At 60.0% G+C, this 15,427-nt stretch carries 17 protein-coding genes; 7 read left to right on the top strand and 10 right to left on the bottom strand.

Annotation, left to right across the window (positions count from 1 at the left end; all coding sequences use genetic code 11):
* Positions 1-343: 343 nt before the first annotated feature.
* Positions 344-1,531: a Zn-dependent hydrolase gene (locus tag GS620_RS16450; protein WP_171616950.1), complete on the bottom strand. Its 1,188-nt coding sequence runs from the start codon at positions 1,529-1,531 to the stop codon at positions 344-346.
* Positions 1,532-1,667: 136 nt separating this feature from the next.
* On the opposite strand from GS620_RS16450, the gene GS620_RS16455 reads away from it, so the two are divergent.
* From GS620_RS16455 to GS620_RS16470, 4 genes are read left to right on the top strand one after another with little or no spacing between them, the layout of a single operon-like run.
* Positions 1,668-2,318 (top strand): histidine phosphatase family protein, encoded by a 651-nt coding sequence (locus tag GS620_RS16455; protein WP_171616952.1) that lies wholly within the window; start codon positions 1,668-1,670, stop codon positions 2,316-2,318.
* Positions 2,319-2,336: 18 nt separating this feature from the next.
* Entirely contained in the window at positions 2,337-2,951 is a 615-nt protein-coding gene (locus GS620_RS16460) for a glutathione S-transferase family protein (RefSeq protein ID WP_171330351.1), read from the top strand.
* A 14-nt stretch (positions 2,952-2,965) separates the two neighbouring features.
* A complete protein-coding gene (locus tag GS620_RS16465) occupies positions 2,966-4,021 on the top strand; it encodes a saccharopine dehydrogenase (RefSeq protein ID WP_171616954.1) in 1,056 nt (351 codons plus the stop codon).
* A 3-nt stretch (positions 4,022-4,024) separates the two neighbouring features.
* A complete protein-coding gene (locus GS620_RS16470) occupies positions 4,025-5,167 on the top strand; it encodes a saccharopine dehydrogenase family protein (protein WP_171616956.1) in 1,143 nt (380 codons plus the stop codon).
* A gap of 90 nt (positions 5,168-5,257) precedes the next feature.
* On the opposite strand, the gene GS620_RS16475 is transcribed toward GS620_RS16470, so the two are convergent.
* The 4 genes from GS620_RS16475 to GS620_RS16490 form a co-directional block, all read right to left on the bottom strand.
* On the bottom strand, positions 5,258-5,461 hold the full coding sequence (locus GS620_RS16475) for a DUF1127 domain-containing protein (RefSeq protein ID WP_152459347.1): 204 nt from the start codon (positions 5,459-5,461) through the stop codon (positions 5,258-5,260).
* Between the two features lie 58 nt (positions 5,462-5,519).
* Complete coding sequence (locus tag GS620_RS16480; RefSeq protein ID WP_171616958.1) at positions 5,520-5,747, bottom strand: DUF1127 domain-containing protein; 228 nt, start codon at positions 5,745-5,747, stop codon at positions 5,520-5,522.
* 238 nt (positions 5,748-5,985) lie between these two features.
* Positions 5,986-6,303 (bottom strand): DUF3775 domain-containing protein, encoded by a 318-nt coding sequence (locus GS620_RS16485; RefSeq protein ID WP_152459349.1) that lies wholly within the window; start codon positions 6,301-6,303, stop codon positions 5,986-5,988.
* An 85-nt stretch (positions 6,304-6,388) separates the two neighbouring features.
* Positions 6,389-7,162 (bottom strand): DUF1365 domain-containing protein, encoded by a 774-nt coding sequence (locus GS620_RS16490; protein WP_171363404.1) that lies wholly within the window; start codon positions 7,160-7,162, stop codon positions 6,389-6,391.
* 146 nt (positions 7,163-7,308) lie between these two features.
* On the opposite strand from GS620_RS16490, the gene GS620_RS16495 reads away from it, so the two are divergent.
* From GS620_RS16495 to GS620_RS16505, 3 genes are read left to right on the top strand one after another with little or no spacing between them, the layout of a single operon-like run.
* Entirely contained in the window at positions 7,309-7,965 is a 657-nt protein-coding gene (locus GS620_RS16495; RefSeq protein WP_171616960.1) for a sigma-70 family RNA polymerase sigma factor, read from the top strand.
* Positions 7,966-7,975: 10 nt separating this feature from the next.
* Positions 7,976-8,626, top strand: coding sequence for a ChrR family anti-sigma-E factor (locus tag GS620_RS16500; protein WP_171206744.1), 651 nt, complete (start codon positions 7,976-7,978; stop codon positions 8,624-8,626).
* A 46-nt stretch (positions 8,627-8,672) separates the two neighbouring features.
* Complete coding sequence (locus tag GS620_RS16505; RefSeq protein WP_171616962.1) at positions 8,673-9,077, top strand: hypothetical protein; 405 nt, start codon at positions 8,673-8,675, stop codon at positions 9,075-9,077.
* Between the two features lie 3 nt (positions 9,078-9,080).
* Here GS620_RS16505 and GS620_RS16510 read toward each other — a convergent pair whose 3' ends face one another.
* From GS620_RS16510 to GS620_RS16530, 5 genes are all read right to left on the bottom strand, one after another.
* A complete protein-coding gene (locus GS620_RS16510; protein WP_171117231.1) occupies positions 9,081-10,310 on the bottom strand; it encodes a DNA recombination protein RmuC in 1,230 nt (409 codons plus the stop codon).
* 52 nt (positions 10,311-10,362) lie between these two features.
* Entirely contained in the window at positions 10,363-12,225 is a 1,863-nt protein-coding gene (gene mutL, locus GS620_RS16515; protein WP_171616964.1) for a DNA mismatch repair endonuclease MutL, read from the bottom strand.
* A gap of 263 nt (positions 12,226-12,488) precedes the next feature.
* On the bottom strand, positions 12,489-13,418 hold the full coding sequence (locus GS620_RS16520; protein WP_171616966.1) for a metal ABC transporter permease: 930 nt from the start codon (positions 13,416-13,418) through the stop codon (positions 12,489-12,491).
* Entirely contained in the window at positions 13,415-14,620 is a 1,206-nt protein-coding gene (locus GS620_RS16525) for a metal ABC transporter permease (RefSeq protein ID WP_171171953.1), read from the bottom strand. The genes GS620_RS16520 and GS620_RS16525 overlap by 4 nt, the downstream gene beginning before the upstream one ends.
* Positions 14,621-14,623: 3 nt before the next feature.
* Positions 14,624-15,427: a metal ABC transporter ATP-binding protein gene (locus GS620_RS16530; protein WP_171206739.1), complete on the bottom strand. Its 804-nt coding sequence runs from the start codon at positions 15,425-15,427 to the stop codon at positions 14,624-14,626.

Here is a 15,427-nt window from a genome sequence, read left to right on the forward strand (position 1 = left end):
TGCCGCCAAGCTCGACGTGCAAAGAGTGGAGAGGCGTGCGCTTCGGTGTGGTCATGATCCGGTCAACTTCCGATTATCCAAAGGTCAAAATGCATAACCGTCAGTCTGCCCCAAGCCGCATAGAATGCAATGATTCCACCCGGTTTCTAGTGAAACACCAATCCGAAGAAGAGGCGGTATACAGACGCATGCATCATGAATGTTCCTATAGGAAACTATTTTCCGTTAGGCAACAACCCTCGTTTCCATCGCATGAAATCCCCGGCGCCCGGCCGGATGCCGGGGGGAGGATTTCACTGTCGATGCACCACCTTCTTCGGGATTTTTCGTTGCAAAGTGGCGTTTAGACAGAGAGGGACCGTACGGCACGCATCAGAACTTCGAGCCCCGCAATCAAATCGACCTCTGCCGTATCTTCTGCAAAATCATGGCTGATTCCGTCGATTGAGGGCGTGAACAGCATCGCGACCGGCATCAGGCGAGACACGTTGGTGGCATCGTGCAAGGCCCCCGAGGGCATTCTGCGCCACCGACCCGGCGCGACTTGTTCCGCACCGCGTTCAAGAGCGCGGCGCAAGGTCGGATCCATGGCAACGGGATCCAGCCCCAACATGGGGCCGTAATCCAAGCTCATCCCCAGTTGCTCAGCGGTTTCTTGTGCTGTCGCCCGAATGATCTCCTCCATCCGGGCCAAACGGTCTGCATCAGCATCGCGCCATTGCATCGAGAACCGAACCCGTCCCGGCACGATGGACGAAGCGTTTGGATGCAGGTTGACCCGCCCGACGGTCCAGACCGTCTGCGGCGTGACGACATTGCGAAACCTCTCATTGAGCCGGGTGTTGAACAGGGACAGGGCCTGAAATGCGTCGCGGCGCAGGTGCATGGGGGTGGTGCCGGCGTGGTTCTGCTGACCTTCGAAGGTGATCGACATATCGCGGATGCCAACGATATCCGTGACAACTCCGATCTGATCTCCGGACGCGTCCAGAGAGGGGCCCTGTTCGATATGCATCTCTATGAAGCCATCGAAACGGGACGGGTCCACGAAGCCCTGGGACAAGTCTGCCATGGAGGATCGGGCCTGGCCAAAGCTGACTCCGGCCCCATCGGTCAACACATCGGCTTTTTCCAGAGACAACCCGCCCGACCAGACAGCAGAACCTGTGGTCACGCCAAACCGCCCCTCTTCGTCCTGAAAGCTGACAACTGAAATGGGACGGTCGACGGAACGTGCAACTTCCAGCGCGGCGATGACGCCAAGGGCGCCGTCCAGCCAGCCGCCTTCGGGCTGACTGTCGGAATGTGATCCCATCAGCAGCGAAGGGCCGGACGCCAATCCGAACAGGTTTCCCACCGGGTCAAACTGTGGGGTCAGGCCCGCTTCGCGCATACGTCCGGCAAGCCACTGGCGCGCAGCGATATCCGCGTCGGAATAGGCAGGGCGGACAACCCCTTTGCCCACTCCCGAGGCACCGAATTCACGCAACTTATGCAGGTCGGTCAGAAAACGCGTGTGATCGACGGTCATGAACCCCTCCGAAGGTTTGTTCGGGGCAAACCATAGCCAGAAACAGTAAAGGAGCGAGGTTTTTTTCGACAGGCGTGAAACCCCTCTGGCACCAGAGGGGAACCTGCCCTAAGACTTCGGCGCAAGAGGGACCGACATGTCACATATCACATTGGTGCGCCACGGGCAGGCAAACACAACGGCGCGGGACGAGGCAAGCTATGACAGGCTCAGCGACTTGGGGCATCAGCAGGCGCGCTGGCTGGGGGCGCATCTGCGTGATACCCGCAGCCACTATGCCCGGGTCTATTGCGGCACCCTGACCCGCCACGCCGAGACAGCGGACAGCATGGGATTGCACGAGCCAATCCGTGACGCGCGACTGAACGAGATCGAGTATTTCACGCTGGCACAACTGTTCGAGGACCAACACGGCGTCGCGATCCCCACCGACCGCGAAGGTTTCGTCGAACACCTGCCCAGAACATTTGCGGCCTGGGCCAATGGCGAAATCGAGAACCCGCCGGAAACCTTCGAAGAATTCGAGACGCGCGTGCGCGACGCGCTGCACGAGATCGGGACCGAGGGCGGACCGGCAATCGTCGTGACCTCGGGCGGGTTGATTTCGATGGTGGTGCGTCAGGCGATGGGGTTGGATATCCCGTCAATGGCACGGGTGGCCCTTGCCATCATGAACACGTCGATGCATCGTCTGCATCCGATTGGTGCTCAGCTGAGCCCGGTTCTTTTCAATGCCGTTCCGCATCTGGAAGCCCCTGATCGGCAGTTCGCGCAGACCCACCTGTAACCAGATCGGAGACGCCTGATGCAGCTCTACTATGCACCCCGAACCATCTCGGTCGCTGTCGCGATCGCACTGGAAGAGACCGGGCTGAAATACGAAGCGGTCAAGCTCGACTTCGCCGGGGGCGAACAGACGAAACCTGCTTACAAGCAAATAAACCCCAAAGGCCGCGTTCCGGCGCTGGTGATGGATGGCGGCATCCTGACTGAAACCGGAGCCCTGCTGGAATTCGTTGCAGCCAAGGCCCCCGAGACCGGGCTGGTGCCGGCTGATCCGGTGATGGCTGCCCGGATGCGCGAAGTGATGTTCTACCTTGCCTCGACCATGCATGTGAACCACGCGCACAAGCTGCGGGGGCACCGCTGGGCCGACAAGAAATCCAGCTGGAAAGACATGAAAGACAAGGTCGCGCAGACGATGACCGCGTCCTGCGATTATATCTCGTCGAACGGCCTGCGTGGTCCATTTGTGCTGGGCGAGGCGTTCTCGCTGGCCGATGCCTATCTGTATGTGGTGTGCAGCTGGCTGGAAGGCGATGGCGTGGACGTTTCGGCCTTTCCCAAAATCGTCGCCTTCCGTGAGGCGATGGAGGCACGCCCTTCGGTTCAGGCAGTGCGTGCTGCCGGAATGCTCTGACAAAAGGAAATAAGATGACACATCTCTGGGTCCGGGCAGAACAGCGCCCGAACGAAGAACGGGTTGGGCTGACACCGGAAGGTACCGCAGCGCTGATCGCGGCCGGCATCCGCGTGACGGTCGAGGAAAGCCATGCACGCGCCATTCCACTGGACGGCTACAAGGACGCAGGCTGCGAGATCGCGCCCGAGAATTCTTGGCCCGAGGCCCCGCTGGACGCGATCATCTTCGGCCTCAAGGAACTGCCCGAAGACGGTACACCCTTGCCCCACCGCCACATCATGTTCGGCCATGCCTTCAAGGGTCAGCATTCGGGCCGGGCTCTGCTGGAACGTTTCAAGGCAGGCGGCGGCACGCTTTATGATCTGGAATACCTCGTGGATGAGGATGGTCGCCGGGTCGCCGCATTCGGCTATTGGGCAGGCTACGCGGGCGCGGCGGTGTCGCTCAAGACCTGGGCGGCGCAGCAACGGGGCGAGATCTGCGGCCCTGTCGGCGTCTATCCCGACAAGGACGCGCTGAACGCCGAACTTCTGGCAGAATTGGACGCCACCGGCGCGCCCCGCCCCCGCGCGATCGTCATCGGAGCTTTGGGCCGTGTAGGCACCGGCGCCGCTGACCTGTGTGAGGCGATGGGCGTCGCGGTCACCAAGTGGGACATGGCCGAAACCGCCAGCGGTGGGCCTTTCCCGGAAATCCTCGACCATGATCTGTTCCTGAACTGCATCTTCGCGCGCCCCGGAACGCCTGTCTTCGTCCCGCGCGAGGCGCTGACCGCCCCGCGCAAGCTGACCGCCATCGGTGACGTGGCCTGCGACCCGGACAGCGACTACAACCCGGTGCCCGTCTATGACCGCGCCACCACGTGGCAAGAACCCGCCCTGCGCGTGGCCACCGACCCCGTGATGGACGTGATGGCGATCGACAACCTGCCGTCGATGCTGCCGGTCGAAAGCTCGGAAGACTATGCCGCGCAACTGCTGCCGTCCTTGCTGACTCTGGCCGATCTGGACAGCGGTGTCTGGGGTCGGGCAGAAGCAACTTACAAAACGCATATTGAAGGACTCTGAACGATGACCATTCATTGGTGTGGCACCGGCCTCTCGGCCATTCCCGGCCTGCGTCGCCTGATCGAAGGCGGCCACAAAGTCACCGTGTGGAACCGGACCGTCGACAAGGCCAGGGCCGAGGTCGGAGACCTGACCGACGACATCCGCGCCTTCGACATCGACGCGCTTGGCGTCGTACTGGAGAAGGGCGATGTAATCGTCTCGATGCTGCCTGGTGACTGGCATGTGCCGCTTGCGGAACTGGCGATTTCGAAAGGGGCCAATTTCGTCTCGTCTTCGTATATCGCGCCCGAGATGCGCGCGCTGGATGACAAGGCGCGCGAGGCCGGTGTCGCACTGGTCAACGAGGTCGGGCTGGACCCGGGCATCGATCACCTGATGGCACATGCCCTGATCGACGACTACCGCGGCTCCGATGCGTTCGACCCGGAAAACCACCTGAGCTTCATTTCCTATTGCGGCGGCATTCCCAAGAACCCCAACCCGTTCCGCTATAAATTCAGCTGGTCGCCGCTGGGCGTGTTGAAAGCGCTGCGGTCGCCGTCGAAATCGATCCGCGATTACGCGCCGCTGGACGTTGCCCGCCCCTGGGATGCGATCAGCAGCTACATCGCCCCGCTGCCGACACCGGAAAGCTTCGAGGTCTACCCGAACCGCGATTCGATCCCCTTCATGGCGCAGTACCATTTCGAGGACCACTGGCCGGTCAAGGAATTCGTCCGCGGCACCTTGCGTCTGAACGGCTGGGCCGACGCGTGGTCGGATGTGTTCACCGAGATCGAAACCCTGTCCGGCCCGGAAGGGGATGCGCGTCTGAAAGAGATGTCGGACCAGTTCTGGGAGGAAAACGCCTATGACGAAGGCGAGCCTGATCGTGTTGTGTTGTGCGTGGGATTGAAGGCCGAGAAAGACGGCATCGAAGTCTGGCACAAGACCTATGTCATGGACGCCTGGGGCGACGAGCGCGGCACGGCAATGGCGCGTCTGGTGTCGATTCCGGTCTCACTTGCGGTCGAGGCCGTACTGAACCGCGCCATCCCGGCCGGTGTTCACGCGGCCCCCAGTGATCCCAAGCTGGTGCAGGTATGGATGGGTGAAATCGACAAGCTGGCCCAGCATCTGCAAATCGTCGATCACACGGCCTGAATGAAAAAAGCCATTCCAGACTGTCTGGAATGGCTTTCATTTTCTTAATTTATGCATGTTGTCCTCGTTCGGGTTTCCCTCACCCGGCCTTCAGATATACCGCTGGATGGTATCTTCGATATCACTGCGGTTGATGCCCAGCTCGGACAACTGATGATCGGTCAAAGCATTCAGATGCTGGGCTGCGCGGACAATATCAGGGCTGATCGAACGGATCCGCATGGCACGATCGAACAGCAAAAGCGCACTGGCGGCCGGAGCCGGTTGATTGGTGGGCGGTACGACGTCGAACATCCTGGTAACCTCGCTAACATGCTTTTGGGGATTGTCTCAGTTCACGCTGAATGCTTGATCACTGCCGGTATGGCTTGTTGTGATAAACACTTTCATATGCGCGTCTTTTGATCTGATCCCGCTGGATGCCGATGTCGGCCAGTTGCACGTCATCAAGCTTTTCCAGATCCCGCACGGTTTTCGAAAAAATCCGGCGGCGGAAATGCTCGACCTTTGCTTCCGCATAGTTTGACAACAGACCGTCAAGCAGACCACCCCGGCCTTCGAATGTTTGTGTATGTGACATGTCTTTCTCCTCCTGAACTCAATGTCTTTGTCTTCCTGACATCAGATTTGGGAAGGCTGCCTTAACGTTGCCAAACCGGTTCATTAAGGTTTGTTAAGACTGTATTGGAGGGAAAGTTTGGGCTGGACCGGCGCGTTGATTACAGTCTTCGATCCAGGCCCGCGACATGTCCTTTCAGTGGCGGATCAAGATAACGCGAATATCGATCCGTCGCAGAAACCGCCCCTTTGCAGGCAAGTCACATCAGATCGTTTTCGACGTCCTCGGCTGATATCCCCAGCGCGTCCAGACCGTTCTCGAGGTGGTCTGACATGTGCGGAGTGCCGATCAGATAGTCAGCGCAGGGGGTCGAGGCCTCGGCCTTGGCAGTGGCAATCGCTTCGGCCAGATCCTCGGGGAAAAAGCTTTCGCGGCCGATCCACATGATGGCAACCAGTTCGGCTTGCTCGTCTTCGCTCATACGTTCGATGAAGGCGCGCATTTCACCTTCTGCCCGGTTCAGCTCGCGCCCCATCATGGCAATCTGAGCGACCTTTCTTGCCGATATTTCCAACATGCATCAGCTCCTCGTGTTCGCGGTTGTCGTGACATCACAATCACCGAACAAGGGCCGAGTCTTTGATCTTACGCAAACAACGGCCCTAGTTCCGCGCACGCGAAATCGGCTGGTCCGGTACCGGTTGCCTGCGAAACGGGCGAAAGGTGGCTTTTTTCAGCCACAGCCTGAACGCCTGCCAGACGATCAGTGCAAAGGTTCGCCGGGCGCCGAATGGCCGCCGCAGCAAGGACCACAGAATCACGCGGTTGGTCAGGGGTTGCCGCGGGCCGGTCAGCGTCGCGATCAGCCCACCATCAGCGCGGCCGTAATCAATCCAGACACCGACGCGATCCGCGCGATAGTCGAAGCGGAACTTATAGCTGCCTTCGATTTTCTGAAACGGTGAAACGTGCATCAGCTTGTCCGCCACCACCCTGTCAGTCGGTTCGATGACCGAGAAATCGGGTTTGTGACACAGGTAACTGTGCCGGGTGCCATAGGTATTGGTGACCTCGGCCACCACGGCATAAAGGTGATCGCTGTCGTCAATACAGAACCAAAAACTGACGGGATTGAAAACGTGACCCAAAACGCGCGGTTGCGTCAGCAACTTGAAACGCGCCGGTTGTTGCACCGACATTTCATCAAATCGCGCGCGGAGCCATTGGGCCCCTTCCCCATTACCCGGCTCTCCCCCATGATCGCTGGTGCGCCAGTTCGTGACATTCGCGCGATCAACCGAAAACAGCAAAGGGGTGTCCAGCTCTGCTTCGGGATCCAGCAGGATGTAATCGACCGAGTATCGGAATGCGTTTTCAATCGCACCCTTGCGCCCGTGATAGGTATGACCCGCGATATGGTCTATTTCCTGCGTCATCCGCTGCTTTCTGGCCTTCCCGTAAATGCCTTGAACTACACTGATTTCCTTCAGATGCTGGTAATTCTGATACGGCAATTTGCACAATTTGGATCATAATGTCCCGATAAAGTGATCCGGCTTGGGGAACGCGCCGTAATGAGGTTATGTTTACCGAGATCGATACCGTGACCTTGGACGAACCTGCGGCTGAACCGGCCGCCCTTCAGCCTCGGCGCGAAAAGAAACGCATCAAGGGTAGACGGGTGAACGGAAGTAACGGCAGGCGCGAGACAAGAACCGAATGGGTGGATCACGTCAGGCGCATCCGCGACGCGCAGGATCAGGCGGCATTTGCCGAGCTGTTCCAGCACTTCGCGCCACGAATCAAGGCGTTCCTGATGAAGTCAGGATCAGACGCCACGATGGCCGAGGAGTGTGCGCAGGAGGTGATGGCGACTTTGTGGCACAAAGCCCATCTGTTCGACCCGACGCGGGCAACAGTGGCTACTTGGGTATTCACGATTGCTCGGAACAAGCGCATTGACGTTCTGCGCAAGCAACGCCGCCCCGAACCCGAAGAATTGTGGTGGGGTCCCGAGGCCGAGCCTGAGCAGGACGATGTCATCGCGCTGCAACAAGAAACCGCGCAGCTTCGCGACGCTTTGACAGCGTTGCCAGACGCGCAGAGAGAGCTGATCGAAAAGGCGTATTTCGGTGATCTGAGTCATCGGGAAATTGCGTCTCAGACCGGGTTGCCCCTGGGAACGATCAAATCACGAATCAGGCTGGCGCTGGACCGCTTGCGCCATGCAATGAACTGAGATGAGTACGATGAGTAAATCGATCAAACATCACCTGACAGATGACCTGCTGATGGCATATGCCGCAGGCAGTCTGCCCGAGGCATTCGACCTGATGGTCGCGACGCATCTGTCGCTGTGCGACCATTGCCGTGCGCGGGCGGAAAGTTACGACGCCGTGGGTGGGCATGTTCTGGAGGAACAGACTGAATCCATCGCCATGAGTGACAAATCTCTGGCCGCGACTATGGCGTTGATCTCCAAAGGTGCGCCAGCGTCCAAACCGGCGCGTCCGAACTGCTCGGTATTGCCGGCCCCGTTGCAGGATTATGTCGGCGGTACGGTTTCAGATATCCGATGGAAACCGATCGGCATGGGTGTGAAACAGGCCATTCTTCCAACCACAAGCGAGGCCTCGGCCCGGTTGCTGTTCATTCCAGCCGGAACGGCTGTACCAGATCACAGCCACAACGGTATAGAATTGACGATGGTGCTTCAGGGCGCATTCTCGGACGAAGTGGATCGCTTCGCCCGTGGCGACGTCGAGATCGCGGACGAGGATTTGGAACACACGCCTGTGGCGGACATTTCGGAAGATTGTATTTGTCTGGCGGTTACGGATGCACCGTTGAAATTCACCAAGTTGATGCCACGCCTGTTCCAACCCTTCCTGCGCATCTGAATTTGCCCGCGAGCGCCGCGTACGGCGTGTTTTGACGGGAATGATTATGTTCGCAAGACTTGCTGTGTGCGTCCTTCTCGTTGAAATCGCGCCCGTCGCATCAGCCCAAATGTCGGCCGAGGTTCAGTTTCAGCCCGGCAATTTTGGCACCATGGTCAGCGGAACCATCTCAGGAGATGAGTACTTCGACTATTCGCTGGGCGCCAAAGCCGGACAGGAGATGTTTGCCGATCTTCAGGTTAGCGACACCAATGGTAACGGCGTGATCTATTTCAACATCCTGCCGCCGGGCAGCGACGGTGTGGCGATCTATAACGGGTCGATTGACGGCAATACGGCCCGGATCACCTTGCCCGACGATGGAGACTATACGATCCGCGTCTATCTGATGGGCAATGACAGGGATACCGGAAAAACCGTGGGGTACAACTTGGATCTGTCCATCCAGTAGATTTCAACCTTCGTGTCGAGCAAGGGGTACAACGCCGTTTTCGGCCTTGGTCTCGATTTCTTCAAAGTCGAAATTGTCCAAACGCTGCGCACGTCGGCCAGCCTTTTCGGCGCTGATCTTGATTTCCGAGATATCCTTGGCCGCCTGCCCGAAATGACGATCCAGGTTCGAGACGCGATCACCCAGGCGGTCCACATCCTTGTGCAGCAACCCCAACTCTTTGCGGATCGCTCCGGCCTGTTCGCGCATACGCGCGTCTTTCAGGATAGCCCGCATGGTATTCAACGTGGCCATGCACGTCGTCGGGGACACGATCCAGACCCGCGCGGCGAACCCTTCACGCACGACGTCGGGCAGACGCGCGTGCAGCTCGGCGTAAATCGCCTCGGAAGGTACGAACATCAAGGCGCCGTCCGCAGTTTCCCCGTCCAGGATGTACTTTTCGGAAATCGCCTTGATATGCACTTTCACCGCAGCGCCGAAGGCCCGCAGGCATCTCTCGACATCCGCCTTCGTCTGCGCAGCGGCCAGCGCCTCGAAATCCTCCAACGGGAACTTTGCGTCGATCACGATCGGTCCCGGCGGGTTCGGCAAGTGAATCAGGCAATCCGCCCGCCTGCCGTTCGACAACGTGGCCTGCAACGAATAACTGTCAGCGGGCAGCGCCTTGGACACGATATCGTTCAGCTGGATTTCACCGAACATCCCGCGCCTTTGCTTGTTTGACAGGATATCCTGCAAAGACAGCACATCGCCTGACAGTTTGGTGATATTGTCCTGCGCCTTGTCGATGGCGGCCAGGCGTTCCTGCAGTTGGGTCAGCGAGGTCGCCGTCTGTTTCGACGAGCCATGCAACGTTTCTTTCATCCGTTCCTGCATCTCGGCCAGCGCGCGCGCCGATTTCATCGCATTATCCGCCAGCCGGTCATTCATCTGTTGCTGGACCGAAGCCAAACGCGCCTCGACCGTCTGAATCACCTGCATCTGCGCGTTGGCCTGAGTGTCCGAGACATGCTGAAGACCGCCGCGCAACTGTTCCTGCCCCTGGCCCAGTTGCTGAACATGCTGACCCAGATGCGCCATCTGCCGCGCCAAAGGTTCCGCCATCCGGGCCGAGCGGTTGGCCGCCCGCAACGACAGAAACAGCAGCAGCAGAATCAACGCCACCACGCCACCCCCGACCAGTATGACAGGGTCATTCAATGCATATTGGGTGCCTGCAATCTCGATCATCATAACTCGCGTGTTCTTGTTTTATTCTTCATAGCCCCGCCGGGCCGCAGGATCAACTGCGCCCGAACAGGCGTTCGATGTCGCTGAGTTTCAGTTCCACATAGGTGGGCCGCCCATGGTTGCACTGGCCGGAATGCGGCGTCGCCTCCATCTCGCGCAGCAGGGCATTCATCTCTTCGGCGCGCATCCGACGACCGGATCGGATCGACCCATGGCAGGCCACCCGGCTGAGGATCGCCTCGATCCTTGACTGCACCATCTGGCTTTCGCCCTGATCAGCAAGTTCATCCAGGATATCGAGGATCATCGCGCGCGCATCGACTTCGCCCAGAATGGCGGGGGTTTCGCGTACGGCAATGGCGCTTCCGCCGAAAGGTTCGATGGTCAGGCCAAGGCGCGTCAAGTCATCTGCGACGGCCATCAGGCGGGCGCAATCCCCTTCCGACAATTCCACGATTTCCGGAATCAGCAGGGCCTGCGCCGCGACGCCATTCTCGGCCATCTGCGTTTTCAGCTTTTCATAAACCAGCCGTTCATGTGCAGCATGCTGATCTACGATCACCATGCCATCGGCGGTCTGGGCTATGATGTAATTCTCGTGCACCTGCCCGCGAGCAGCACCAAGCGGCAGATCCTGCGCCTGAGGCTCCTGCACCTCGGCGACCTGTGCAACCGGGGTCGGCTCGACAAAGCTGCCGCTGTAGTCATTGGCCAGTTCCGCAAATCCCGGTGCCTGTGCGCAATACGCCGCCGTGCGCGCGGCAGAGGACGGGCGATCCATCTGATAAACCCGCGCCGGAGCAGGCTGTGCGGGTTCCGGTCGCATTGCGCCCAGCGTCGCATTGGCAACGGTCGAGGACGCCCTGTGCCCGGCCTCGGCCAAAGCATGGCGCAGGCTGGACACGATCAGCCCCCGCGCGACACCGGGATCCCGGAACCGAACCTCGGATTTCGCAGGGTGGACGTTCACGTCAACCAGCGTGGGGTCGCAGTCGATGAACAGAGCTGCCGCCGGGTGGCGATCCCGGCTCAGGAAGTCGAAATAGGCCGCCCGCAGCGCGCCAGTCAGCATCTTGTCGCGCACAGGACGTCCGTTGACGAAAAGGTACTGTGCCACCGCAGCGCCCCGGGAATAGGTCGGCAGGGCAGCATAGCCATAGAGCCGGATGCCCTCACGCGTGGCATCAATCTGCAAGGAGTTTTCCGCAAATTCGCGCCCGATCACGCGGGCCAGTCGGGCGTGGAGCGCATCAAACAGATCTCCGTTTTCGCGATCCGCGCGAAAGGTCACGCGACCCTCGCCGCCACCGGACACATCGCGCAGGGTGAAGGTCACGGAAGGTTCGGCCATGGCCAGCCGTTTCACTATGTCGGTGATCGCCTGTGCCTCGGCCCGGTCCGTGCGCATGAATTTCAGGCGGGCTGGCGTGGCGTAGAACAGATCGCGCAGTTCGACCACAGTCCCCGCGCGCAGGGCGGCGGGTTTGACCGCATCCATCTTGCCACCCGCGACGTGCACCTGCGCCGCATCCGCACCGGGAACGCGGCTGGTTATGGTCAGACGCCCAACGGCGCCCAAGGATGGCAGCGCCTCGCCCCGAAAGCCGAAAGTGTGGATGTTCAGCAGGTCCGAACCGTCAATCTTTGACGTGGCATGGCGGGACAGGGCCAGCGGCAGATCTTCCGCCGCGATACCGCAGCCATCATCCGTGACCCGGATCAGGGTCTTGCCGCCATCTGCGACATCGATTGCGATCCGCGTGGCCCCGGCATCGATTGCATTCTCGACCAGTTCCTTGACCGCCGAGGCCGGTCGTTCCACCACCTCACCAGCCGCGATGCGGTTGATTGCGGCATCGTCGAGCTGCTTAATCACGGGGCGTTTTTCGCCGATATTGGGGTTTACCTGCGCCATACCCCTATACCTAGCATAACCGCGCACGATTCTGCCACCGGTTTGAACCGCACTTTTTGGAAGAGAGGGGGCGCCCGGGTGTCCGCGAACGAGAATTCATTCCGGATCACCCGGACGTGCCAAGTGAGTGGTGTGTTTCAGCTAATCAATGGGGCAGGATGTATCATGCACGTGTCGGAAAATCTGCTTAAGATTCTCCCGCTCAGTTTCTTGGCAGAGATTGGCCGATGACGTGCGGGCAAGTGTGGCGGGAAAATGCCTGATCAGCCAGATGTGCGTACGCCGATCCTGGCCCGGCAGGGTCCGAACATCGCTGCCGCAGCGAGAATCAAGCCTGACATCGTGGCGATCATGCCCGCCGCGCTGACGGCATCCGCGCCGCCCAGCCACAGCGGGCCATAACCTGCCAGCACATAGCCCGACACTGCCGCGGCTATGGCGAACACAACGCTCCAGGCAATCTGCGCTTCCAGTCGGTTGGTCAACATCCGCGCCGCAGCGGGCGGGCAGATGAACATGGCGATCACGATGATCGAGCCCACCGCGTCAAAAGCCGCCACCGCCGCAATTGCCGCGGTGATGACCAGTGCCATGCCCAGAACGCCGGTGCGAATGCCAACGGTCCGGGCAAAGCCCTCGTCGAAGGTAGAGATCTTCAGCGGCCGCCAGAACAGCCATGTAAACAAAGACACACCGACCAGTGTCAGCGCAATGCGGGGTAATTCCGGGGGCAATCCGGACAGCGCCTCTGCGTCCAGCAAGGACGACCATCCGGTGGCGTCCAGCCAGATCAGGCTTTCGAGATTGCCGTAAAGCGCATGTTCCACATCCAGATGCACCGTTGACGTATCCGTCTGCTCAAGCAGCAGGACGCCCACAGCGAACATGGTGGTAAAAACCACGCCCATGGCGGCCCCGGGTTCAATCTGACCCAATCGGCGAATGGCTTCGATCAGCACCACGGCCACAACGGCAGCGCCTGCCGCGCCCAGCATCATCGGCCAGGTCGATATCGTCCCTGTGATCAGAAACGCCACGACGATTCCCGGCAGCACCACATGGCTGATCGCGTCTCCGATCAATGCCTGTTTGCGCAACACCAGAAAATTGCCGGGCAACGCGCAGGCAATGGCCGCGAATGTACCGATCAACAACGGCGTCAGAGACAGGGGGACAAATTCTTCACCACTCATACCGGCACCCCCATTGGCCCGCCGATGCGGCGGTCTATCTCGGCGATCTGATCGCGGGTCAGGACGGTTTCGATATCCCGCAACCCATCATATAGCGCGGCTGTTGCCTCATGCGCCTGATCTGCGCGCACGATTTCCCAGCGCTTTTCATCCCGCAGCGCCTTGGCCGCGCGGGCTTTGCCGATGTCGGTCGCAACGCCGTCCGCGCGCACCAGCCCAGCGCGGCGCAGCAAGCGCAGGGTCAGGGGCTCATAGATCTTTTGCCCCTGCGCCAAGGCCAAGAGACCCTGACGAATATGCACCCGACGCTGAAAGCGCAAATGGCGCAGCACCGCCGCCAAAACGCCACGTATCGGCGCCAGAAACAAAGACACGACAAAAAAGGCAAAGCTGACCAGAACGATAATCGGCCCCGTCGGAAGGTTTGGCGCCGAGGCCGAAATGGCCGCGCCAATGTACCCCGCCAACCCGCCGGCCAATCCCGCAAGCAGAACCACATGGTCCGAGCGTTCGGACCAGAACCGCGCGGTCACGGCGGGAATGATCAGCAAAGCCACGATCAGAATCAGACCCACGATTTTCAGGCCAACCACGGTCACGGCCATGACCAAACCCATCATGGCCAGATCAATCCTGTGCACCGGCAAACCGCGGGCCGCAGCATATTCAGGATCGAAGGCCACAAGAATCATCGGGCGACGAATGATCATGACCAGCAGCAGCGTCGCAGCGCCGCCGACCGCAATGATCATCGCATCAGCCCAGAGCATCCCGGCAGTGGACCCCAAAAGGAAGCCTTCCAGCCCGGCCTGACGGCCTACGCCCATCGTCTGTATGACCGTCAGCAACACGATGCCAAAGCCGAAGAAGACCGACAGGACCGCTCCGATGGCGGCATCTTCGGCCAAACGCGTGTGACGCGTCAGCCAGTTCATGCAGAGAAGGCCGATCCAGGCCGAGACGGCCGATCCTGCCAACAGGCCCAGCAGGTTGCGCCCGTCTCCTCCCAGTGCGACCAATACCATGAAAGCCAGACAGACGCCCGGCAGGGTTGCGTGGCTGATTGCGTCACTGACCAAGGCGCGCTTGCGCAGAAACAGAAACGTCCCCGTCACACCGGCAGACACACCCAGCAAGGTTGCACCGATGGCGACCAGCGTGGCGTTATAACCAAGTTGCAGGGTCAGAGCATCCCAAAGCATGCGTTACCCCAGCGCGCGCGATATCTGATCGATCTGCGCGGTTGCCAGTCGACCGCCATATGCTGATTGCAACGTTTCCGCCGTGAAGGCCTCGGCCACTGGTCCCTCGGCGACCTTGCGGGTGTTGATCAGGAAGACATGGTCGAAATAATCGGTCACGGTCGCAAGGTCGTGATGCACTACGACAACCGTCTTGCCCGCCTCTTTCAGGGATTTCAGCACCGAGATGATGGCTTTCTCGGTGGCGGCATCGACGCCTGCAAAAGGTTCGTCCAGAAGATACAGATCCGCGCCCTGCGCCAGCGCGCGCGCCAGAAAGACACGTTGTTGCTGCCCGCCGGACAGCTGCCCGATCTGGCGATCCGCGAAATCCCGCATTCCCACGCGGTGCAAACAATCTATCGCGCACGCCTTGTGGCGGGCACGCACACGGCCCAGCAAGCCAAGTTCGCGCGACAGGCCCATCAGAACCACGTCGATGACGCGCGTGGGAAAATCCCAATCCACGCTGGCACGCTGAGGAACATAGGCAATGCGCGCGCGCTGCGTGTCCAATGGCTGGTCAAACACGGTCACTTGACCTGACAAAGGGGAAACGATGCCAAGCGCCGCCTTGAGCAATGTGGATTTCCCGGCCCCGTTCGGCCCGATGATCGCGGTCATCGCCCCGGGCTGTACGGTCATGTCGACTGAAAACACCGCAGGTTTCTGCCCGTAGGAAACCGTCAGGCCGCGCAGGGCAAGGGGGCTGTCGGCCAACCCCGTCTCACCGACGGTTACGCCTTCATTGCTGATCAGGCCCAGCAT

The sequence above is a fragment of the Ruegeria sp. HKCCD6428 genome (genome assembly GCF_013110595.1).
GTDB lineage: Bacteria > Pseudomonadota > Alphaproteobacteria > Rhodobacterales > Rhodobacteraceae > Ruegeria.